Genomic DNA, 22,174 nt, shown 5'->3' on the forward strand with positions numbered 1-22,174 from the left:
CGGGCCGAAGGAACTGTAGATAGGAGTCACTCGCGGCACGCGAGCGACAACGGAAGTTTATTCATCCTCTTCAGGTTTAATTGCATACAGTAGCTCAAAATGTCGAACATCATTTTGATTTGGTGCTGGTAAGTTATGTCTAATTTCTTGTGGTAAAGCTCGGATAAATGTTTGTCGTTCCACATCTTCCAAAAGTTGCATAAGATTTGCAACTTCTTGATATAATTGATTTAGTTCTGCCAGTGCTTGATTGTTTCCTAAATTATTCAAATTGTTTTGCAAAAAATCAATTCTTGTCAATACCTTATTCAACCTACCTATAATACCGGTTCTTCGTTCTGTCCGAATAATATTGTTATCTATTAAATTACTTTCCTCCCTTGCATTAGTAATAACTCGTTCGGAAAGCCATTTAATATCATTATAGATTGTCTTAATACTATCCTTTAAGTCTGCATAAAATATCATTCCATTTAGAAATGCAAAAAATATGACTTTTGCTTTGGTTGAACCTTTGTCAAACTCAATTTTATATACAAGTGTTTCACTGTATTTAAAGTCTCTAATACTTTTCTCAGCAGCTTTTCTGAAAATTATTTCTAATTCCTGATTTCTCTTTTCGTTAAAGTCAAGGTCAAGTTTTAGATATGTTTCTGCAATTTTTAGCCTCTTTTTCTTCATTTTAGCTTGGTCATGGTGTATCTATCAAAATTTACTACTAACGATTTAGGTGTTGCCGAGAAGATTTTCAGTACTACCGTTCAATAGAATTAGAAATGCTAAATTAATTTTGTCCCCCAGTAAAATTTGACTTATTTTTTGCAGTACCTTGTTAGTGGTTCGGTTTCCAGTTTTGGTTTTTGATATGCTAGTTTTTATTTATATTATTCAAACTTAGGTGAACAGCCCAAGTTTGAATGATATGGTTGTATATATTCCCAAAATGCTTTTCCAGCACTATTCATGTAGTTTAAAGAATAATTATACTTGGTATTCGAAGCAACTTGGTAAATATATTCTGAACAGTTATACGAATATTTTTGCTTGAAACAAACTATTGCAAAATAAAGTGTTTTGTAATCAACAGTTATTTGATAAAATGTTACTTTAGAAATTGCATCGCTATTATAACTCGTATATGTTGTCCCATATCCTTCTGATTTTACAGACCTTATTATTTCGTCACAGGATTGTGCTTTTACACTTATTGCTGTAATTAATACAATCAAAACTAGGAATAAATTTTTCATTTTTATGTGCTTTTGTTTTTTACTCAATCTGTGCGGTTTTCAGTGCCCACTTATGCGATTTTTCTAGTTGACCGATAACTCGTAAATAGGCGGTGATGTTGTTAAAGAGAACAAAATCACTGGAAGAGGTGATAAATACAAAATCTTCATCTTAATTATTTTATATTCAAGCCATTAAGGTAATTAATAACCCTTCGAAATACAAAATACAAAGTTTGTATTTTGTATTTCTGAAAATAATTGACAATACAAAACACGATCTATTTTTAAACACTATCTTTTTTGCGACTTTTTACTTAATTATATATGATAGATAATGTATCACAAAATATAGTTTGCCGAAAAACTGGTAGCCATAACATTCTTCTCCCCTCCCCCCAATCCCCAAAATCACAACCCTCCCATAACCTTCCCGTAACATTGGGGTAATATAGCCACCCTACCTTTGGGTCGTCAAAAAACGACACCAAACCATGAAATTTCTTCTAACCGGAATCTGTTTACTTTTCCTCCAGTTCAGCGTCCTTGCCCAGAGCGGCTCCCTCAAAGGGACGATCAAAGACGCCAAAAACAACGAAGCCATCATCGGCGCCACCATTCAACTCGTCGGGGCCAACCCCGTCATCGGTTCGGTCACCGACATTGAAGGGAATTTCGAAATCAACAAAGTGCCCGCGGGCGTTCACCAACTGCAAATCAGCTACGTTTCCTACGCCACCAAAACCATCGACAACGTGCGGGTGGAAGCCGGAAAAACCACACTGATCAACTCTGCCCTCGCCGAAGACAACAAAACCCTCGCGGAAGTCATCGTAAAAGGACAGCGCGGCACCAACACCGAAGTCGCCGTCATCACCGAAATCAAGCAGATCGAGCAGGTGGCCGTCGGGATTTCGGCGCAGCAGATTTCCCGCAGCCAGGACCGCGACGCGTCGCAGGTCATCCGCCGGGTGCCGGGCGTTTCCATTCAGGACGACCGCTTCATCGTTGTTCGCGGGCTGAACGAACGCTACAATACCGTGATGTTGAACGACGTCATCACGCCCTCTACGGAGGTGGATATCAAGGCGTTCTCGTTCGACCTCATTCCGAGTTCGGCCATCGACCGGATGCTGATCTTCAAATCGGGAGCCGCCGAACTGCCGGGCGATTTCGGGGGCGGGATCATCAAAATCTACACCAAAACCATCCCGGACGCCAACAGTTTCTACGCCGGTTTTTCGACTTCCTATCGCGCCAACACGACCTTCCAGAATCACAGTTCGTACCAGGGTGGCAAAACCGACTTCCTCGGTTTCGACGACGGCACGCGCCGGTTGCCGTCCAACTTCCCGTCGCAACGCCGGATCAACGCTTTCGGTGCGTCGTCGGAGCCGGTCATCAACAAGTTTAAATCGTTGTCGCCGTATTTTGCCCTGAACAACAAAATGGTTTCGCCGGATTTGCGGGCGCAACTGGGCTTCAGCCGCCGGTTTTACCTGGGCAGCAAGGAACTGACCACGTTTACCAACCTCAATTACACCAATACGCACACGTTCTCGAACGTCGAGCAATATCGGTATTTTGCCGCCGACCCCACCACCGGCAAGAGCGACATTCAATACGCCTACAACGACCAATTGCTGACCGAGAACACCCGCCTGGGCGTTCTGTCCAACTGGGCGCTGATTCTGAATCCGCGGACGAAAATCGAATTCCGGAACCTGTTCAACCAGTTGGGAACGAAAGAAACGACGATGCGGGGTGGCTATAACGACAACAACCTGGAGCTGAACAACTACGCGTTCCGCTACGAACAGAAAAGCATTTACACCGGTCAGTTGAACGGAACCCACGAACTGAATGGCCAGAGCCGGTTGCGCTGGACGGGCGGTTTTGGCTTCACCAACCGCCAGGAGCCGGATTACCGCCGGTTTACGTCGAGCCGTCCGCAGGGCAGCAGCGAAACGTTCCGCATCGACGTTCCGCAACAACCCAGCCCGACCTTCCAGAATGCCGCCCGGTTTTATTCGAACCTGACGGAATACGTCACCACGGGCCGCGTCGATTACGAATACAAGAAAGCCGCCCCCGCCGATACGGACGACAAGCAGATTCTGAAACTGCGCGCCGGAGTCTATTCCGAATACAAAGACCGGGTGTTCAAGGCGCGGTATTTCGGGATCGTGAACCCAAACAACGTCAGCGCTGAAGTGCTGACGCAGTCGCCCTCGCAGTTCTTCCAAGCGTCCAATCTGTCGTCCAGAGGGTTGTATTACAACGAAGGCACGAACACGCAGGATCATTATGACGCCCAGAACATGCTGGTTTCCGGTTATGTGGGCGCGTACCTTCCGCTGTCGGCCCGGTTTAACGCCACGCTCGGTTTCCGGGGCGAATACAACCGCCAGCAATTGCAAAGCGTCGTGAACGGTGTGCAGCCGATCCGGGTCGACAACCCGATTTTCAGCCCGCTGCCGTCGGTCAACGCGTCGTATAACCTGTCGGACAAGTCGCTGTTCCGGGTCGCGTATAGCATGTCCGTCAACCGGCCGGAATTCCGCGAGCTGGCGCAGTTTGCCTATTATGACTTCAACTACGACGTGTCGCGCGTCGGGAATCCGAACCTGAAAATTGCCAAAATTCACAACGCCGACGTTCGCTACGAGTTTTATCCGGGCGAGGGCGAACTGATTTCGGTCGCCGGTTTCTACAAATACTTCATCAACCCGATCGAAGCCAAAATCAACTACTCGGGCAGCGGGGTTTCCTACACGGTCGATAACGCCAACAACGCCTACAGCATGGGCGTCGAACTCGAAGCGCGGAAGTCGCTGCGGGGTGTGAGCGGGTCCGGTTTTCTGGACAATATGACGGTTTTGCTGAATGCGGCTTTGATCAAAAGCTCGGTCATTAACTCCTTTGTCGGCCAGGAAAACAACCGGTCGTTGCAGGGGCAGTCGCCGTATCTGGTCAACGCCGGGGTGTATTACACCGACCCGAAACAGGGCTGGCAGGTCAATGTGCTCTACAACGTCATCGGCCGCCGGATTTTTGCGGTGGGCGACCGGTCGGTGCAGCCGACGATTTACGAAATGCCGCGTAATGTGATCGATTTGACGGTCACCAAAAAAGTGGGCGAGCATCTTGAAGTTCGCGCCGGTATTCAGGATCTGCTGAACCAGCCGTTCCGCCTGATTCAGGATTCCAATCTGGACAAGAAAATTACGGACAGCGATGATGTGTACCAGCGTTTCAAACGCGGCTCGTACTCGACGGTGGGGGTAACCTATAAGTTTTAATGCGTTGCCCCTGCCTCCTAAAGGGGAACGGACGCACCTTAATCCGGATGACGCGATGTCCGTAGGGGCAAAGCAACTTTTAAGTCAATACACAATCAATACACACAACCAATTTAAACTCGTATGAAAAAGTTAACAACCTGGATGCTGGCACTGCTGGTAAGCGTCGTAACGCTGAGCACGATGGTTTCCTGTAGCAAAGATGACGAAGACGATGATCTGGGTACGGTTCCTGTACCGGGCACATTGACCGAGGTGAGCGGAAATATTACGGCCAATACGACCTGGTCGGCTAAAAACCAGTATCTGTTGAAAAGTTTTGTGTATGTGCAGCCGGGTGTTACGCTGACGATCGAACCGGGTACGGTTATCAAAGGCGATCAGGCATCGAAAGCGACCTTGTTTATTCTGCCGGGTGCTAAAATCATTGCCGACGGAACAAAGGAGAAACCCATCGTTTTTACGTCCAATCAGGCCATCGGCTCGCGCCGGGCGGGTGACTGGGGTGGTGTCGTAATCCTGGGAAAAGCGCCCGCTAACAAAAAGGATTTCAAAATCGAAGGCGAAGAAGTATCGATTGTGCCGGGTGGTGCAACGGGCGATGCCGCCGACAATTCCGGGATTCTGCGGTATGTCCGCATCGAGTTTGGCGGTATTGCCTTCCAGACCGACAAAGAAATCAACGGTTTGACGCTGGCCGGTGTCGGCAGCGGCACGGTGATCGACTATGTACAGGTATCCTACAGCGGTGACGATGCCATCGAGTGGTTTGGCGGAACCGTCAATGCGAAACACCTGGTGGCTTACCGGACCCTGGACGATGATTTCGATACGGATTATGGCTACAGTGGCATCGTTCAGTACGGGTTGATCCTGCGCGATCCGGCCGTTGCCGATCAGTGTACGTGTTCGGATTCGAACGGTTTTGAGTCAGACAACGACGGAACCGGTTCGGCCGATCTGCCGCAGACGTCGGCCAAATTTGGTAACATCAGCGTTTTCATGGGAACGGGTACGGTAAACAGCAAATTCCGGTCAGCGTTCCGGATTCGCCGGAATTCGGCCATCAGCATTTACAACTCGACGGTGGTGGGTGCGTTCCCGAAAGGCGGTCTGGAACTGGAATCGGATGCTTCACAGAACAACTTCAAAACCGGCAAAAGCGATTACCGCGGTTTGGCCATTGTCAACAACAAAGCCGTGGTTTCGGGCGACACGGTTATGCTGAAAGCCGCCGATCGTAAAAATATGCTGGGGGCGAAAGAAGCCGATCTGAAATTGCCGGCCAACTTCAACGTGCTGACCGGAAAACCGGGTATTTTGCTCCAAACCGGGTCGCCTTTGCTGACGGGCGGTGCCACGTTGCCGACCGGTCTGGAAGCCACGACCTACATGGGCGCTTTCGGAACGACGGACTGGACCGAAACCTGGACCAACTTCGATCCGCAGAACACGGACTATACCTTGAAGTAACTCTCTCAATTCTTTATATTTGGTGTCGCACGAAAAGGCCGGGGCTTTGCTCCGGCTTTTTTCTTATTTTTACCACCTCCTGCGGAATGACCTTTCACTACAAAATCTATTGAGGAACTTGTCTATAGACTAATAAGTTAATACCTTGTCTGGAAGTACGCTAAAACCGACACCTGGAACCGTTTCATACCCGTAACGCAATGATTTCAAAGAAAGCCAAGTATGCCATTAAAGCCCTGAAAGTTCTCACCGAAGAATTTGGCAAGGGACCAATACTGATTTCTTATATTTCTGCGAAAGAAAATATTCCTAAAAAATTCCTGGAAGCGATTTTACTGGAGCTGCGGAACCACGGTATTTTGCAGAGCCAGAAAGGCAAAGGGGGCGGTTATCTGCTGCGCGTCGATCCCGAACGGGTCAATCTGGCCCAGGTCCTGCGCGTCATCGACGGCCCGATTGCGCCAACGCCCTGCGTTTCCCTCAATTTTTACGTTCGCTGCGACGACTGCAACGACGAAGTAACCTGCGCCATCCGCCCCATCATGCAGCGCGTCCGGGATGCGAATCTGGCGGTCTACGAACAAACCACCCTGTCGGCCTTTGCCCGCCGGGAAGCCGAACACCAGGAAGTGGTTGTTAGTCTGGTCGATACGGAGAATAAATAGTTTACGGTTTAAGCCCCTAAATCCCCTAAAGGGGACTTTACGCATCTGGATGTTACGGTGTCCAAGTCCCCTTTAGGAGATTTAGGGGCAAGTTTTAGGAGGCCGGCTGATGTTCCTTCCGCAGCAGATCATTCACGGTTTTCACCGGATTGAACGTAATCAGCGGCACTTCCACAAAAACCGTATTCCAGTCGGCCATCGCGCCATTCCACAATCCCGGTAATTCCTGCGCTTTCAGTTCCTTGCCATCCTTCGATTTTGCGGTATTGAAACCGGTTTGCGGATCGCGGTAAGCGGGCAGGTTGTATTTTTCGCCATCCCGGTTTTTCAGCGCACACACCAGATCGACCGGGTTAAAGTGCGTGGCCTGATCGAAAATCTGCTTTTGTTCAGCATTTTTGAGGTCAATCTGCGCCGATTCCACGATTTGCAGCGAAACCGAACCGTCAGCGTTTTTCGCCCAGAATGGTCCTCCGCCGGGTTCGCCCACGTTCTGCACCATGCCACAGGCCCGCAGTGGTCGGTCGAGTTTCTTCCGGAAATACTCCACTTTCTCGTCCTGTAGCCAGGTGTCAAAACCGTCGGGCGGGAGAATGCAGAGCGTTGTTCGCAGAAATTCATCGAGTTCGGCCAGGTAGCCTTCGCTGATCATATCGTCGCCGAGGATTTCCTGAAACCGGAAAATCTGCTGCTGAATGTCGAGCAGAATGGCACCCAGCACTTTTTTGTAGGTAATCGTCGGCTCTTTCAGGGCATCCGGCACCACGTTGTCGATGTTTTTGATAAACACCACATCGGCGTCGATGTCGTTCAGGTTTTCGATCAGCGCGCCGTGACCCGCCGGGCGGAACAGCAGCGAACCGTCGGCATTGCGGAACGGCGTATTGTCGGGGTTGACCGAGATCGTGTCCGTCGATTTTTTCTGTTCCGAGAACGTAATCTCAAACGTAACGCCCAGTTTGGCTTCGTAGTCCGGCTGAACGCGTTCGATGAGGTCTTCAAACCGGCTGCGGTGTTCGGGCGAAACCGTGAAGTGAATCCGGACGCGGCCGTTGGAATTGGTGTATGCCGCCCCTTCGATCAGGTGTTCTTCGACGGGTGTGCGCGGCCCTTCGGGATACCGGTGAAACAACAGCAGTCCTTTGGGTAAACTGCCGTAATCCAGGCCTTCTTCCGTGAGCAGGGCCGACAGAACATGGTGGTTGGGTTCACCCGAAACCCCTTTCAAGGCGTCGTAAAACGCAAAATCGGACAGACGAGCAAAGAATTCCTCTACCGATTTGTCGGTTTTTCCCTCCAGCGCGGCAAACAGCGACTTGAACATCCGCGTGGCTGCTCCCGAGGCTGGTACAAATTTCAGCAGTGAAAGCCCCGGAGCTTTTTGGTCGAAACCTGCCACGATGCCAGCCAGTGCCTGCTCATCGACGCGGATCAGACCGTCGCCTACCGTAGCCGCTTTAATCACGGGCAGATACGGGAAGTTATCGACGAAATGCTGGATCTGTTCTTCAACCTGCTCGAGCGTAGCGCCCTGCGCCAGAATCTGATGCTGATCTACTTCAGTGAATTGCATAGAATAATTCGGTATAGAGATGCGGTTGTTGTACGAATGGCAAATACGGGAATTTGCTGTACTGAATCAAGCCATTAAGTACGAACTTCATAAACAACTTCATGGGCTTCCCAGCAGGCCGGAATTTCAAATCGGGAAAGCATTCGGGCCATAACGGCATTGGGTACAACATGAATGCGGTTTTGATTTTGTTGCTTTAGCTGGGTATACGGCACTTCAAGGTAGACCAGCCGAACGCGCGCTTTATAGGTTACGAACAACTCAATCAGTTGCTGCCTCACCTGTCGGGTCAAATTTGTGGCATTCCAAACAAACGATTGTTGTTGTCGTAACAGGGTTTTCGCTTTCTCTTTGGCCATTTGAACGACGTAACCCGTCCCTTCGCGGTCGGCCGGATCGATGCGGAATTGTCGCCGGAAATCATCCAGACAAACCACCGGCCAGTCGGCGAGCTGTTTGCTAATGTACGTATCTTTTCCTGCTCCGGGCAATCCGGCCAACAGCACCACTTCGAAAACCGTGGTGTCGAAGGGCTCGTAGGTTGGTGACGCGTCTTCCTTGTAAAAATACGTGAACCGGTTTAGCCCGGAGGAAAACGGATAAGGCGTTCCCCAGCACCCGTTTTCTTCGCAATAGGCCCGAAAAAAGGCTATTTTTTCCAACAATTCAGCCTGATCGGTACAGATACGGCCCCGGACATCCGCTTCGGCCAGCAGAGCCAGCCATTGCGTGTTGACTTCCAGACTGGTTTGCAATAACGATTTCAACGGGTCCGGTTTTTCAAAGATCCACAAAGGCAGGCCGTGATACCGCACCAGTTTTGCAATCTGCTCCCGAAGTTTGAAGGGGGCCGGAAAGCTGCGGTACAGCAATTCCCGCGTGGTTTGCTCACCCCGTCGGGCGTGGCCCCGTGACGTGATGCTGCCATCGGTTTCCAGCACCGTTGTCGACCGTTTTTCAACGTCATGCAGCAGGGCTGCCGTCCACAAAACCGCCTGGTCCTGCGGATTAAGTTGCTGGTAGCCGGGACGCTGTTGCAGTTGTTCGACCACCAGGCGGGTATGAACCGCTACATCACCTTCGGCATGGTGACGCGGGTCCTGTGGCACGTCGCGCATATCCCGGACAAACCCAAACTGATGCTCAAGTTCGTCCCAATTCTTTTGTGTCGTTAACTGCCACATCATCGGATCGTCGGTTGAGGTGGAACATCAGCGGGGCGTTCCCGGAGTAATGAAGCCCGTTTCCAGTTTCGCGTCCAGTGTTCATCCGTTTTTACATGCCCGGCCCGGACATATTTGAACACATTCTGGCCGAATGCATCGGCGGTATAGGCATCGGTGTTGCGGGTGACAATGCCTTCCATTGTGCAGGGCTGGCCCGTCAGCGCATCGTGCGAACCAAGCCGACTGTTCTGGTTGGCCCAGCCTTTTACCTGTTTTTCAATGACTCCGGGGCGAAAGGGCGCCTGAACAACCTCTAACTCGGGCACTACCGGAAAATCGAGCAACTGGGCATAAAACCGGGTTTCTTCCCACGAAAGCCAGCAGTCGCGGTCGCGAATGGCAAAGACATAGAAATGGTGTTCTAACTGGCGGTATTCGATGGAATGAATGGCGTAGAGGTTTTCGCCAAACAATTCCAGATCGCCGAGATGATGGCGAATCAGCTCCCAGCGGTCACGCAGATACCGTGTCCAGGGCGATTGTGTGGGTGCTGCGTGTGAGCGGGCAAAAACGCCGTAGCGATTCAGGCAATTGTTTTCACCGTCGAGTTTTTCGGTATGAACCAGTGCCGGAATAGGAGCAATATGTTCTTCGTAGTGCTGATTGATGCGGTCGTCGCTGGTCGTGCCTGGCGAAAACGGGTAGTGATACGTGCGACCGTATTTTTGTGAAAATACCATGTTCGTTTTGATAAAAGGTAACACAGGCACCTTGCCGGGTGGCAAGGGCAAATCCATTAAAAGGAGACCTGTGAACGATTACATGGCTTCAATTGCGTATAGTGCCTGAAATTAAGCCCTCAAAAATACGGTTTTCTGCTTAAAAGTCCGATTGGCCGGAGGCAGGATTGAGCGAACGGTTATTCCAGTCTATCAAACTTTCTTCTTCCTTCTCCCGCATTCGTTTCACTTCCTCGTCGGTTTTGTCGCCGTAGCCGCAGAGGTGCAGCAAACCGTGCGCCAGCACCCGCCGTAATTCCTGCTCTTCCGGAATGTTTAATTGCCGGGCGTTGTCGCGGACGCGGTCGATGCTGACGAAAATGTCGCCTTCCAGCCGGTTTTCTTCTTCCGAATTGTCAAAGGTGATGATGTCGGTGTAATAATCGTGTTCCAGATACTCGCGGTTCACCTGGAGCAGATACTCGTCGGAGCAGAAAATGTAGTTCAACTCACCAACGCTGAACCCTTCTTTCAACGCCAGTGCGGTGAGCCACTGCCGGGTGGGTATTTTCCGGGAAAGCGTAAAGGGAATGTCTTCTGTAAAGAATCGAATCATACCGCAAAGATAGCCAACCGGATGGGAACGCGGATGGCACGGATTAAACCGATTGACGCAGATAATCCGTTAAAATCCGCCTAATCCGTTCCATCCGCGTTCCTATCGCTATATTTTGACGAAAATTTTGTGTCGGTAGAGAATGTACAGAAACGTCCAGACCAGCACGAGGGCGCCCAGCGCGTTCAGCGATTCGTGTAACGGTTCGGGGGTATGCCGGTAAAATCCTTCAAACAACAATTTGGAGGTGTGGTTAAAGTCGATAAACCGGTATGCCAGGTAAACGACCAGCGAATTCACCCCAATCACCTTGAAGAAAAACGACCATTTCCGGAAGCCCAGCACGTCGATGAGGCCGTAAAAAAGCGCCAGAAACAGTGCGCCCATACCCGCCGTAACCAGAATGAAAGAACTGGTCCACAAGTGCTTATTGATCGGGAAATGAATGCCCCAAAGCAGGCCGGCTCCAATGCTGTACAGGCCGGGCGTCACCAGATAGGTTAGCTTCGTCCGATCGGATCGATCCGATTGCAGCCACTCCCCGGCTACGGTTCCCAAAACCGCCAGACAAAGCGCCGGAAACTGCGTTAGCAGCGCCAGCTCGTCGTAGGTTTTCTGGAGCAACCGGCCGGGCATGAAACTCCGGTCGAACCAGCCGACCAGATTGCCCTCAAACGAAAGATCCCCACTGCCGAAGCCGGGAACCGGGATCAAAAACAAGGCGGCATAGTAAGCCAGCAGAATACCGGCCACGGCATAGAGCCGCTGTTTCCAGGAAAAGTTCAGGAACAAAACCGTGGCAACCAGCGTGGCCAGGCCGATGCGACCCAAAACCGTCCCGTACCGGATGTTCGCCGGGTCGAATACATCCAGCGGAATATTTTTGTCGAGAATGCCCAGCAGGTAAAGAATGACAAACCGGCGAAATGCTTTTCGGTATAAAACAGGCTTGTCGATGCCTTTGGCTACGGCCGTTTGTAAAGAAAAAGAAAGCGAAACACCGGAGAGAAACAGGAACAACGGGAAGATAAAGTCGTAAAACGTAAACCCGTTCCAGGCTGGATGCGTCAACTGATCGCCCATCCAGTCGACCCAACCCAGGCCGGTTTTTCCATTGAGTCGTTCGATGAACGCGCCCCCACCCGCAATCAGCAGCATATCGAACCCGCGGAGGGCATCGATGGAGAGCAATCGTTTGGCTTTAACAGCCACCACTTCCTGGGTCTGAAGGGGCACAGAACCGGCATTGACATCGGAGACCATACGGGCAGGGAATCGTTTGAGTCAAAAGGAGATAAGGGGGCTGGTATACTGATTGGAGGGAGAGAATCAGAAGCTATTTCGCCTATTCGATCAAACAAAACACAAAGAAACCTGCAAGGTCTTAAAGACCTTACAGGTTTTCAATCCCGTTTTAACAAAACTTAGCAACAGAGTCTTTCAAATTTGAACACAAACCAGCAAGGTCTTTGAGACGGGGTCGCCCAGACCTTACAAGTTTTCTATCTCACACAATCTTCAATTTGGCAAAACTCAGCAGCAACGTCTTTTCTCCCGCCGTTTCAAATTTGATGATCGCTTTGCGGTCGTTGCCATTCTGATCGATTTTCTGAACCAGCCCGAAGCCGAATTTGAGGTGTTCGACGCGCATGCCCTCCGCCAGTTTCGATGTATCGCTGGGGGCAAAGTCGGACGAGGGCGTGTGGGCTACCGTCGGTTGCGGAGCTTGCTGTTTGGCGGTTTTCTGGGCCAGACTCCGGACAAAACTCATTGATCCACCAGCGGGGGTGTCTCGTTTTAATTCCTGACTCTCTTCCCGTTCCGCCTTGCGGGTTTTGGCCACTTTCAGAAAGGCGGGATCGATTTCCATCAAAAACCGGCTGGGCTCGCAGACTTTCAGCCGACCATAATGATACCGGGAATCGGCATAAGAAACCGTCAGTTTCTTCTCCGCGCGCGTGATGGCCACGTAAAACAGCCGTCGCTCTTCCTCCAGATCCGCCCGGCTTTCAAGCATCATCTGCGACGGAAACAGGTCTTCCTCCAGCCCCACGATATACACATTCCGGAACTCCAGCCCTTTGGCTCCGTGGATGGTCATCAGCGTCACTTTGTCGTTGTCGCCGTCGTCATCTTTTTCGTCGGCGCTGGTCAGCAGCGAAACCACCTGCAAAAAGGCGCTCAGGCTCTTGTCGTCGTTGTCCGGATTGTCGACAAATTCCTTGATCGAGTTCAACAACGCCTGTACGTTTTCGTAGCGTGACAGCCCTTCGACGGTTTTGTCGTCGTATAGCTCTTTCAGAATTCCGGACGTTTTGGCCACGTGAGCGGCCACGTCATAAGCGTCTTTCTTGTCGAGCAGCAGTTGGTAGCTCTTGATCAGATCGGCAAACGCTTCAATGGCAATCCCGGCCCGTCCGGCAACGTATTTATTGACGTTGCTCACCACTTCCCAAATCGGCACCTGGTTTTCCGAAGCGACCACCGCAATTTTTGCCACGGTGGTGTCGCCAATCCCGCGTTTGGGCAGGTTGATGATCCGCTTGAAGGCTTCTTCGTCACTCTGGTTGACCGTAAAACGCAGGTACGCTAGCAAGTCCTTGATTTCTTTGCGCTGGTAAAACGACAGACCGCCGATGATCCGGTATTTGATGTTCAAGCGCCGGAGGGCTTCCTCAAACGCCCGCGATTGCGCATTGGTGCGGTAGAGAATGGCAAAATCCGTGTTGTGCAGGCCGTCCTGCATCTTGGCTTCGAAGAGCGACGTAGCAATCAGGCGACCCTCCTCATTGTCGGAAGCGGCTTTAATGACTTCGATCAGCGTGCCGTCTTCGTTGTCGGTAAAAACACTTTTGCGCAACTGCGCCCGGTTTCGGGCGATAATGGAATTGGCCGCGTTGACGATGGTTTTAGTCGAGCGGTAATTCTGCTCCAGTTTAATCGTGCGAACGTCCGGGAAATCTTTCTCAAAATTCAGAATGTTCTCGATGTTGGCACCCCGGAAGGCGTAAATGCTCTGCGCATCGTCGCCAACGACGCAGATATTCTGGTTAACCGCCGATAATTTCCGGGTGATGAGGTACTGCGACACGTTCGTATCCTGAAACTCATCGACCAGCACGTGTTTGAATTTGTGCTGGTATTTATTCAGAATATCGAGGTGATCGCGGAACAGCACGTTCGTGTTGAACAGAAGATCATCGAAATCCATGGCGTTGGCCTGAAAGCAACGCATGGTGTAGGCTTTGTAGATCCGGCCGATTTCGGGCATCCGGGCGGCTGCATCGTCCGTCTGAATCAATGGATTGGCAAGGTAATCCGCCGGGCCGACGAGCCGGTTTTTGGCCCCCGAGATCCGCGAAAAGACGACATTGGCGCGATAAATTTTATCGTCCAGCCCGAATTCCTTGATGATGCTTCGCAGCAGCGATTTGGAATCGTCGGTATCGTAAATGGAAAAGTTACTGGTGAAACCCAGAGCCTTCGCTTCGATCCGCAGAATTTTGGCAAAAACGGAGTGAAAAGTCCCCATCCAGATGTTGCGGGCTTCCGTACCCACCACACTCTCGATCCGGTGACGCATTTCACCGGCGGCTTTGTTGGTAAAGGTCAGCGATAAAATCCGGAACGGATCGACGCCTTTTTCAATCAGATGCGAAATCCGGTAGGTCAGCACGCGGGTTTTTCCCGATCCCGCACCGGCTATAATAATCAGCGGGCCGTCGCCATGCAGCACGGCCTGTCGCTGAGGTTCATTTAAGGTTGAAATATAATCCGTCATCAACTACGCTCCGCTTCAGGTTTAATCGTCTTGAAAGAACAATCAAAACTACTAAAAAAGTTGCGGATGATCGAATGTCCCGACGGTCGGACGGCCGGTGCTGCTTTGGTCCGTGAGGTATCAGGCCGCCAGACTCAGAGCTGCAATTTGTTGCCCATTGATGTGGTGTAGCAATTCACCGGCAGGGAAAGTTTCCGTAAAATTCCGATCGACGTAGCTGAATTGAATCTGTCGGTTGGGTGCTACCACAAACAAAGCCGGGTAGGGAACGTCCTCCGTAATCCCGGCAATCAGGTTCCAGACCGGATCTTCGGTTGAATAAACGCCAAATTTGGCCGCAATCTGGTTATCGACATCCTGCGCAATCGTGAACGGCAGATCGTGTTGCTCAACCAGCGTTTGCAGGGATTCGAGGGAATCCGGTGACAACACCAGCAAGGTGCCGCCGTTCTCCTGGATGTGGGCGTAAAGCCGGGTCAGTTTTTGCAGATACCGGTTGCCGTAGCCACTCCAGCCAGCGCTGTAAAAAGCAATGATTAGCGGGCCGGTTTGCAGCCAGTCGTGCAAATGAACGGTTTTGGAGTAATCCGTTTGCCAGGTGATGTATTGCCCGATGGTCCGCTGGCGATGGAGTCCGAACAGAGGGGCTTTTTCATCCGCCTTCAAGGGCGAAATGGGCGTGAGTTTCCGAAATACTTGTGGAATGGAATACAAGTCAGAGTCTTCGGGGATAGAATCAAAAAAAGCTACCATTGTAAGTAAGTTTATAGACTATATAGATTTTGAGTCAGTTAAAAAAAACGACATGGGCAGATGGGCTGAACCAGTGCATGCACTGGTTTTCACATTGACTGATTCGTCGGGCAGAAATTGGGTAACTGGGAGGGAAGAGAAGGGCTAACAGCCCATCAGGAACCGCTGACAACAACAACCACTCACCCAAACGTTGTGCAGTGGGAGAACCCGTTCAAACGGGCGAGTGGCGGTTTTTTGTGCAGAAACAGACATTACTATACTTTGTCAATAGGATATGTGCAAATATAAACAACAGAATTCATTCCCGCCAAATTTTCCGGTTAAATTTTTAGGAAACGGTTATAGCGCTTCAACGGGTCGGTTCACATCCGGGAGCTTGGGCGCAGGGTGTACAGGCTCAGGAGGCTGCGGGTTCTGGGGTGCCGGTTTTTCGTCGACGGGCCGGAGTTTGCGGGCAATAAACACACTCGCGAAAATAGCCGCCATCGCCAGATAACCTACCCAGGAATAGTGAATCAACTGACCGCCCGCCGTTTTGGTAACGATCAAACCGGCCCCGTAGGTGGCCAGCGCCTGTGCCAGTAGTTGCACCGACGAGTTCATGCTCATAAAACCGCCCCGTTGCTGCGGCAACACGACCGACGAAACCATCGCCTGGGTCGGGATAAACCGTCCGTTGGAAAAAATAAAAAACAGCGCATTGACGGACAGAATGTAGGTTAGGCTGGATGGTTGCATGGACGTCAGCAGAAACATCGGGATCATCGACAACAGCGCGAAGACGACGAAAACCGGGTATTTGCCGCGTCGGTCGGCCAGACGCCCGACGACGGGAGCGGTAAAGATAGTGACCAGGCCACCCACGAAATAAATCAGGTATAACTGGTCTTCGCCCAGGCCGACGTTGGCGACCAGGAACGGCGAGAGCAGCGGAATGATGCTGAAGTGGCCCAGCATGATAGTGGTCGTCAGCCACAGGGCGCGCATCTGGTTCGGATTGCGCACAATGGTGGTGATCACCTCCAGCGGATTAAACCGGGTCCCATTCCGTTGAAAATGACCGTCCAGCCGGGGAATAAACTTGATAATCAAGCCGATCACGATGACGCCCAAACCGCCAATGGCCAGAAACGGCGCGTGCCAGCTAATTTTCGTTGCCAGATACAACCCGATGGGCACCCCCGCGACCGAAGCCACGGAGAACGCCGTCATGATGACCGACATCGCCTGCGCCCGTCGCTCGTAGGGAACCACATCGGCGACAATCGAAAACACCTGCGCGCCCAGCACGCCACCGAATAAACCGGCGGTGGTGCGGGCTACGATCAATAAACCGAATGTTGGGGCGAGTCCGCAGGCAATCGTGCCGATTACAAAACCGACGTAGGCCGTTAACACCACTTTTTTCCGGTCGAAGCGGTCGACGAAGAACGCGGCCAGAAAACCGGAAATACCGGCGCTGAGGCTATAGGCAGAGACAATGAAGCTGAATTCCTGCGGATTCAGGCCGAAATGCCGCATCAAATGCGGACCCATCGGCATCATGATGATGAAGTCGACAATGTGCGTGAAGTTGATGCACGCAAGAACAAAAAGCAGTAATTTTTCCTGACGGGACATGAATGTTCAAGATGTGAGAAGATAGATCAGAGAGAAAAGACATTGAAAACCGGTTCGGTCTCGTGTCTTTGCTCTCATTTCTCTGCTCTCTGGTGTGGATTTGTTGTTTACTAGTTATTTTGCTTTACTCAGTTACTAACTTATCAATCAGGCGGTTAAAATCTTCGACAAACGCGTCGTAGTATTTGCCGGTTCCCGGTCCGGTAAAACCGGTGTGGATCTGACGGACGATTCCTTTTTTATCAATGACGATCATGGTCGGGAAGCCTACCACCTGATTCAGCATCGGCAGGGTTTTCGACGCTTCGGATTTGACGCTCGTTCCGGCCAAAACCACCGGATAATCAATCTTGAAGCGGTTGGTCATGCGTTTCAGCATCGGAGCCGATTCCGTCAGATCCGCCGATTTTTCGTAGGCCAGTCCCACAATCTCGACGCCCCGGTTTTTGTTCTTTTTGTACCACGGACTCAGAAAATTGGTTTCGTCCATGCAATTCGGACACCAGGAACCCAGAATCTGAACCACCACGACCTTGTTTCTAAACCGGGCGTCCGTCAGCGAAACCGGCTTGCCATTGACATCCGGAAACGTGAAGGCAATGGTTTTATAACCCGGTTTCAGGTACGTCAGCGTGGTAGCATCCGGTAGTTTGGCCTTCGGATCGAATCGCGCCGTCCAGCTTTCATACCCGCTCTCGCCCGACCAGAAACCGCCTTCCAGCGTATTATCGGGCTTGCGCCGGGCCTTGAACAGATACAAATGCGTTCCGTCGAAGGTAGAAAGCAGCAGACTATCGCCCACCACATTGCCTTCCAGAAAGCGGTAATCGCCCGTCGTCGTCAAAAAGGTACCGGTCAGCTTGCTGCCTTTCTGGTCGAAAATACCAACCGAAACCGTCGAATCCGTCCCGGACCGGAAGGTTGTTGCCCAGGTGCCGGTCACGTTGATCTTTGGTGTCTGCGTGCTCGGGGTAAACCGGTAGGTCAAGCCGTGCCGGGCGCTGAACGGCAGCGAGGTGTAATTTTGCCCCGTCCGCCGGCGACGCCAGATGCCGCGCAAGGTGTTGCCGTCCACTTTGGCCCGGATTTCGGCCTCAAAAATGGCAAGGGTCAGGCGAATCGAATCGCCTTTTACGATCACGTTATCGAACGCAAGTCGTTCCGATCCGTTGCGGACAAACGCCGTATACGTTGCCCCGGTTTGATTAAGTTCCAGCCCGAACGGGAGTTCTCCGCCCTTGCTTTGTAAAACCGCCCGCCAGATCCCGGTTTTTAGTTTTGAATCCGATTGAGATTTGCCGGAGAAAGGAATCCAGAAGAGAGTTGCCAGCAGCAACACAACGTTTTTTTTCATACGATAAAAAATAGCAGATCCAGTTCTCTTCGGGGTAGAAATAGGGGCGGTTTTGTTAAGTTTGTAACGGATGAAGATTTTGTTTTAGTTCCGAAAAGGTTTTTTGAAACGACCGCCAGACCGGAATTCCTACAAAATGGGCCAGAAATCTTCTGCGGATTGCGCGTTCATGCTGGTTTATAGGAAGTTTTACAAGGACAATGACAGCGACTAATTACCACGAACCGGTATTACTTCAGGCTTGCGTAGAGGGGTTAAATCTGAAACCCGGCGGCACGTACGTTGACGTGACGTTTGGGGGCGGAGGCCATTCCCGCGAAATTTTACGGCAATTATCGTCCGGCCCGGATTCGCCGGGCCGCCTGATCGTTTTTGATCAGGACCCCGACGCGCGCGCCAATGCGGACGCCATCGACGACCCGCGGCTGACCTTTGTGGCGGCCAATTTCCGGCATTTGAAGCGGTATTTACGATTGTATAAAATCGACCAGGTCGATGGGATTCTGGCCGATTTAGGCATTTCGTCACACCAGATCGATACGCCCGAACGCGGTTTTTCCACCCGTTTTGATGCGGATCTGGACATGCGCATGAGCCAGTCGGGCGAGTTGACGGCCCGCAAAGTGATCAATGAGTATCCAGAAGAGCAGTTGCATAAAATTTTTGGCATGTACGGCGAAGTGACCAACGCCAAAACCCTGGCCGGCGTTATTGCCGCCAACCGGGTGAACCGGCCGCTGGAAACGATCAACGACCTGAAAGCCGTCTTGCAGCGTTATGCGCCACGCGGGCGGGAGTACAAGTATTTCGCTCAGGTTTTTCAGGCATTGCGCATCGAAGTGAATCAGGAACTGGTGACGCTGGAAGAGTTTCTGATGCAGGTTCCGGAGGTGCTGGCTACCGACGGACGGCTGGTGGTGATGGCGTATCATTCGCTGGAAGACCGGCTGGTGAAAAATTTCATTAAATCGGGCAATTTCCGGGGCGATATAGAGAAGGATTTATACGGGAACGAAATCAAACCGCTCCAGTCCGTCACGCGCAAACCGATTGAAGCGTCGGCGGAGGAAGTGGCCCGGAATCCGCGGGCGAGGAGTGCAAAGTTGCGAATTGCGGAGAAACGCCCCTAAAGGATGGGCTGGTTCTTAAATTAGAATCGGCTCAAGCCGACTATTTTGCCCCCTAGCCCCCTAAAGGGGGAGCCTGGAGCGCGAGAAAACTCCCCCTTTAGGGGGCTGGGGGTAAAGACGGGGCAGAACGTAACAGCCCCGCCTTTAGGGGATTTAGGGTAGTAAAGAGAAACCGGTATGATAGACACTTTGATCAACGATAATGGCACAGAATACCTACAAACATCCGCCAAAAGCACCGATCGTGAAGAAAAAACGAGAAAACCGGCTTTTAAACTACCTGAACAATACCATTGGATTTGAGCGGCTTTTCGGGGAAGACAACGCCTGGCCGATCAAGCATTTCGATCGCATCATGTGGATCTCGTTTCTGCTGATTTTGTATATCGGCTTCAACCACAACGCGGAGCGGCTGGTGCGGAATATTCAGCGGGTGAAAGCCGTGGTCGATGAAAAGCGGGCGAAATACATGACGCTGCAGGCCGACTTCAAGAAAAGCAGCAAACAATCCGAAATCAGCAAACAGGTGATTGCCACCGGTTTAACCGAACCCGTCACCCCGCCTTTAAAAATCGTTGTTAAACCGGAAGAGCCGCAGCCATGAACGTAAAGAAAGCCATTCTCCGCCGGGCTACCCTGGCTTCCGTGGCCATTTGCCTGTTTGCTATGGCAATCATTGGGCAACTGGTTTATGTTCAGTTTTTCCAGAAACTGGACGGTCGAATGTGGAAAGATCGCATTACGCAATTCCACATCAAAAAAGATACCCTGCGGGCCACGCGGGGCAATATTTATTCGCGCAACGAAGACCCGCTGGCGATCTCGCTGCCGTATTATTACGTTGGAATTGACCCCCGCGTTGCCAAAGCCGACTCGTTTGACAAGAAAGTCGACTCCCTCGCCATGCTGTTGTCGCAGAAATTCGGGGAGCGCTCGCGGAATGAATACGCGTACATGATCCGGAAAGCCCGCGAAAACGAACGGCAGTACCTGTTGCTCAGTCGTAAGAAAATCACCTACCAGGAGCGGCTGGCCATGCAGAAATGGCCCTTTTTCCGTCGTGATCGCTCGAAAAGCGGTTTGGGTGGCGGCAAATTCGACCCGGTTTACCAGCGGTATCACCCCTACGGCCGCATGGCCCTGCGGACGGTCGGTTACCTGAATCCGGAAACCGCCAGAGGGTTGGTTGGGCTGGAAACCAGTTTTCAGAAAGAACTGGCGGGGAAAGACGGCGTTGGTCTGGTCGAATCTTTGTCGGGCGGGGTGCGTATGCCGATTGAAGACGGGTCGGACATCAAACCGGAACCGGGTATGGATGTGTATACGACCCTCGATGTCAATTTTCAGGACATGGCCGAAACCGCGTTGCTGCACGGACTGGAAAAATACGAGGCTGAACGGGGCTGTCTGATCGTCATGGAAGTGGAAACCGGCGAAATCCGGGCGATGGCGAATCTAACGCTGAAAGACGGAAAGTATGTCGAAAACTTTAACCATGCGCTGGCGGGTGGGGGCGATCCTGGCTCTACCTTTAAGCTCCCAACCTTCGTGGCACTGCTGGAAGAAAAACTGATCCGGCCCGAACAGATGGTTCATACGGGCGGTGGCATCGTCATGTACCGGGGTCGCCGGATTTCGGATGCCAAACGGAGCGGTCACGGGAGCATTACGGCCGCGCAGGTTTTCGAAAAGTCATCGAACGTCGGTGTCCACCTGCTGATGAGCAGCAGCAACATGTATAATCACCCGGACACCTATTGCCGCTACATGCGCCGTTTCAAACTGGACAAACCTAGTGGACTTCGGCTGATTGGCGAAACCATGCCCGTGATTCCCAACCCGCAGTCGCCGGGCTGGAGCAAACTGTCGCTGAACTCGATGGCCATTGGCTACGAACTGAAACTGACGCCGTTGCAGATGCTGACGTTTTACAACGCCATTGCCAACGACGGTAAGTGGGTACAGCCGATGCTGGTCAAGCAGGTTCGCCGGGCCAACGAAGTTGTGAAAGATTATGAACCGTATGTGGCTCAGGAACCGATTTGCTCTCAAACGACCATTCGGCAGGTGAAAAAAATGCTCGAAGGCGTTGTAGAACGCGGGACGGCCAAGAAGAGCCAAAGTCCGTATTACCGCTTTGCCGGAAAAACCGGTACGGCCCAGAAGCTCATCAACGGACGGTATCAGGTTGGGAAATACCTGACCTCATTCATCGGGTATTTCCCGGCCGAAAAACCGAAATATAGCATTGCCGTCATCATCGATACACCCCACGGAGCCAACATCGACCTGCTGTACGGAGGTAGTGTGTCAGCACCGGTTTTTCGTGAGATTGCCGACCGGATTTATGCGTATGATGTCCAGATGCACCGGCCTGTTGCCATTGCCTCCAAAACCGTTCGTCAGTCCGGAAAAGGGGTCAAAGCCGGTTTTGCCGACGACATCCGAACCATCAGTACGGAGTTGAATATGGACGCCAAACCCGATGCCGACGGCTGGGTGACCACCGAAACGCAGGGTTCAAGAACGCAGTGGGTGAGCCAGACCACCCAAAACAAAGTTCCTGATTTGCGTGGCATGACGCTGCGGGACGCCTTGCATCTGCTCGAAAACCGGGGCTTTCGGGTGCGTTTTGAAGGCTACGGCAAAGTGATTGACCAATCGGTGCCACCGGGCGATCCGCTGCCGAATCCGCGAAAAATCTCGCTAACCTTGCGGCAGAGTGCGCGACCGGACACGCTGGTGGTGGCCGTAAACAAAAAAAATCAATCCGGAAGATAACCGCCTGAC

At 51.6% G+C, this 22,174-nt stretch carries 17 protein-coding genes; 6 read left to right on the forward strand and 11 right to left on the reverse strand.

Annotation, left to right across the window (positions count from 1 at the left end; translation table 11 throughout):
- Positions 1–57 precede the first annotated feature (57 nt).
- The gene (locus F0P93_RS16510) at positions 58–681 is read right to left on the reverse strand and encodes a hypothetical protein (protein ID WP_150877814.1); all 624 of its coding nucleotides are present in this window, start codon (positions 679–681) and stop codon (positions 58–60) included.
- A 203-nt stretch (positions 682–884) separates the two neighbouring features.
- The gene (locus F0P93_RS16515) at positions 885–1,250 is read right to left on the reverse strand and encodes a hypothetical protein (RefSeq protein WP_150877816.1); all 366 of its coding nucleotides are present in this window, start codon (positions 1,248–1,250) and stop codon (positions 885–887) included.
- Positions 1,251–1,723: 473 nt separating this feature from the next.
- Here F0P93_RS16515 and F0P93_RS16520 point away from each other — a divergent pair, with 473 nt between their 5' ends.
- The 3 genes from F0P93_RS16520 to F0P93_RS16530 all read left to right on the forward strand — a co-directional run bounded on the left by F0P93_RS16520 (position 1,724) and on the right by F0P93_RS16530 (position 6,669).
- A complete protein-coding gene (locus F0P93_RS16520) occupies positions 1,724–4,531 on the forward strand; it encodes a TonB-dependent receptor (RefSeq protein ID WP_150877818.1) in 2,808 nt (935 codons plus the stop codon).
- 123 nt (positions 4,532–4,654) lie between these two features.
- Complete coding sequence (locus tag F0P93_RS16525; RefSeq protein ID WP_150877820.1) at positions 4,655–6,004, forward strand: beta-helix domain-containing protein; 1,350 nt, start codon at positions 4,655–4,657, stop codon at positions 6,002–6,004.
- A gap of 200 nt (positions 6,005–6,204) precedes the next feature.
- Complete coding sequence (locus F0P93_RS16530; RefSeq protein ID WP_150877822.1) at positions 6,205–6,669, forward strand: RrF2 family transcriptional regulator; 465 nt, start codon at positions 6,205–6,207, stop codon at positions 6,667–6,669.
- Between the two features lie 94 nt (positions 6,670–6,763).
- Here the strand turns inward: F0P93_RS16530 and F0P93_RS16535 are convergent, their stop codons facing one another.
- The 9 genes from F0P93_RS16535 to F0P93_RS16575 all read right to left on the reverse strand — a co-directional run bounded on the left by F0P93_RS16535 (position 6,764) and on the right by F0P93_RS16575 (position 18,254).
- On the reverse strand, positions 6,764–8,242 hold the full coding sequence (locus F0P93_RS16535; protein ID WP_150877824.1) for a DUF4301 family protein: 1,479 nt from the start codon (positions 8,240–8,242) through the stop codon (positions 6,764–6,766).
- 74 nt (positions 8,243–8,316) lie between these two features.
- Entirely contained in the window at positions 8,317–9,429 is a 1,113-nt protein-coding gene (locus tag F0P93_RS16540; RefSeq protein ID WP_150877826.1) for an AAA family ATPase, read from the reverse strand.
- Positions 9,426–10,148 carry an RNA ligase family protein gene (locus tag F0P93_RS16545; RefSeq protein ID WP_150877827.1) on the reverse strand — a complete coding sequence of 241 codons (723 nt, stop codon included), beginning with the start codon at positions 10,146–10,148 and terminating at the stop codon, positions 9,426–9,428. Before F0P93_RS16545 ends, F0P93_RS16540 begins: the two co-directional genes overlap by 4 nt.
- A 139-nt stretch (positions 10,149–10,287) precedes the next feature.
- A complete protein-coding gene (gene ybeY, locus F0P93_RS16550; RefSeq protein WP_150877829.1) occupies positions 10,288–10,743 on the reverse strand; it encodes an rRNA maturation RNase YbeY in 456 nt (151 codons plus the stop codon).
- A gap of 108 nt (positions 10,744–10,851) precedes the next feature.
- Positions 10,852–12,006, reverse strand: a complete 1,155-nt coding sequence (locus F0P93_RS16555; RefSeq protein WP_150877831.1) for an acyltransferase family protein — start codon at positions 12,004–12,006, stop codon at positions 10,852–10,854.
- A 244-nt stretch (positions 12,007–12,250) separates the two neighbouring features.
- Positions 12,251–14,524 carry an ATP-dependent helicase gene (locus F0P93_RS16560; protein WP_150877833.1) on the reverse strand — a complete coding sequence of 758 codons (2,274 nt, stop codon included), beginning with the start codon at positions 14,522–14,524 and terminating at the stop codon, positions 12,251–12,253.
- Positions 14,525–14,644: 120 nt separating this feature from the next.
- On the reverse strand, positions 14,645–15,277 hold the full coding sequence (locus F0P93_RS16565; protein WP_150877835.1) for a redoxin domain-containing protein: 633 nt from the start codon (positions 15,275–15,277) through the stop codon (positions 14,645–14,647).
- A 342-nt stretch (positions 15,278–15,619) separates the two neighbouring features.
- On the reverse strand, positions 15,620–16,900 hold the full coding sequence (locus F0P93_RS16570) for an MFS transporter (protein WP_150877837.1): 1,281 nt from the start codon (positions 16,898–16,900) through the stop codon (positions 15,620–15,622).
- A 124-nt stretch (positions 16,901–17,024) separates the two neighbouring features.
- Positions 17,025–18,254 carry a peroxiredoxin family protein gene (locus tag F0P93_RS16575; protein WP_150877840.1) on the reverse strand — a complete coding sequence of 410 codons (1,230 nt, stop codon included), beginning with the start codon at positions 18,252–18,254 and terminating at the stop codon, positions 17,025–17,027.
- Positions 18,255–18,454: 200 nt separating this feature from the next.
- Between F0P93_RS16575 and rsmH the strand changes: the two genes are divergently transcribed.
- The 3 genes from rsmH (at position 18,455) to F0P93_RS16590 (ending at position 22,165) form a co-directional block, all read left to right on the forward strand.
- Positions 18,455–19,384 carry a 16S rRNA (cytosine(1402)-N(4))-methyltransferase RsmH gene (gene rsmH, locus F0P93_RS16580; protein ID WP_150877842.1) on the forward strand — a complete coding sequence of 310 codons (930 nt, stop codon included), beginning with the start codon at positions 18,455–18,457 and terminating at the stop codon, positions 19,382–19,384.
- Positions 19,385–19,586: 202 nt separating this feature from the next.
- A complete protein-coding gene (locus F0P93_RS16585) occupies positions 19,587–19,988 on the forward strand; it encodes an FtsL-like putative cell division protein (protein ID WP_114407669.1) in 402 nt (133 codons plus the stop codon).
- Positions 19,985–22,165 carry a PASTA domain-containing penicillin-binding protein gene (locus F0P93_RS16590; protein WP_150877843.1) on the forward strand — a complete coding sequence of 727 codons (2,181 nt, stop codon included), beginning with the start codon at positions 19,985–19,987 and terminating at the stop codon, positions 22,163–22,165. Before F0P93_RS16585 ends, F0P93_RS16590 begins: the two co-directional genes overlap by 4 nt.
- The last annotated feature ends 9 nt before the right edge of the window (positions 22,166–22,174 follow it).

Origin of the sequence: Larkinella humicola (assembly GCF_008727875.1) — a bacterium.
Lineage (GTDB): Bacteria > Bacteroidota > Bacteroidia > Cytophagales > Spirosomataceae > Larkinella > Larkinella humicola.

What these genes read in the sequence shown, in the direction of transcription:
- F0P93_RS16565 (WP_150877835.1), bottom strand. Translation starts at nt 15,277, where the DNA reads ATGGTAGCTTTTTTTGATTCTATCCCCGAAGACTCTGACTTGTATTCC.
- F0P93_RS16545 (WP_150877827.1), bottom strand. Translation starts at nt 10,148, where the DNA reads ATGGTATTTTCACAAAAATACGGTCGCACGTATCACTACCCGTTTTCG.
- F0P93_RS16555 (WP_150877831.1), bottom strand. Translation starts at nt 12,006, where the DNA reads ATGGTCTCCGATGTCAATGCCGGTTCTGTGCCCCTTCAGACCCAGGAA.
- F0P93_RS16590 (WP_150877843.1), top strand. Translation starts at nt 19,985, where the DNA reads ATGAACGTAAAGAAAGCCATTCTCCGCCGGGCTACCCTGGCTTCCGTG.
- F0P93_RS16575 (WP_150877840.1), bottom strand. Translation starts at nt 18,254, where the DNA reads ATGAAAAAAAACGTTGTGTTGCTGCTGGCAACTCTCTTCTGGATTCCT.
- rsmH (WP_150877842.1), top strand. Translation starts at nt 18,455, where the DNA reads ATGACAGCGACTAATTACCACGAACCGGTATTACTTCAGGCTTGCGTA.
- F0P93_RS16540 (WP_150877826.1), bottom strand. Translation starts at nt 9,429, where the DNA reads ATGATGTGGCAGTTAACGACACAAAAGAATTGGGACGAACTTGAGCAT.
- F0P93_RS16520 (WP_150877818.1), top strand. Translation starts at nt 1,724, where the DNA reads ATGAAATTTCTTCTAACCGGAATCTGTTTACTTTTCCTCCAGTTCAGC.
- F0P93_RS16585 (WP_114407669.1), top strand. Translation starts at nt 19,587, where the DNA reads ATGGCACAGAATACCTACAAACATCCGCCAAAAGCACCGATCGTGAAG.
- F0P93_RS16510 (WP_150877814.1), bottom strand. Translation starts at nt 681, where the DNA reads ATGAAGAAAAAGAGGCTAAAAATTGCAGAAACATATCTAAAACTTGAC.
- F0P93_RS16525 (WP_150877820.1), top strand. Translation starts at nt 4,655, where the DNA reads ATGAAAAAGTTAACAACCTGGATGCTGGCACTGCTGGTAAGCGTCGTA.
- F0P93_RS16530 (WP_150877822.1), top strand. Translation starts at nt 6,205, where the DNA reads ATGATTTCAAAGAAAGCCAAGTATGCCATTAAAGCCCTGAAAGTTCTC.
- ybeY (WP_150877829.1), bottom strand. Translation starts at nt 10,743, where the DNA reads ATGATTCGATTCTTTACAGAAGACATTCCCTTTACGCTTTCCCGGAAA.
- F0P93_RS16560 (WP_150877833.1), bottom strand. Translation starts at nt 14,524, where the DNA reads ATGACGGATTATATTTCAACCTTAAATGAACCTCAGCGACAGGCCGTG.
- F0P93_RS16570 (WP_150877837.1), bottom strand. Translation starts at nt 16,900, where the DNA reads ATGTCCCGTCAGGAAAAATTACTGCTTTTTGTTCTTGCGTGCATCAAC.
- F0P93_RS16535 (WP_150877824.1), bottom strand. Translation starts at nt 8,242, where the DNA reads ATGCAATTCACTGAAGTAGATCAGCATCAGATTCTGGCGCAGGGCGCT.
- F0P93_RS16515 (WP_150877816.1), bottom strand. Translation starts at nt 1,250, where the DNA reads ATGAAAAATTTATTCCTAGTTTTGATTGTATTAATTACAGCAATAAGT.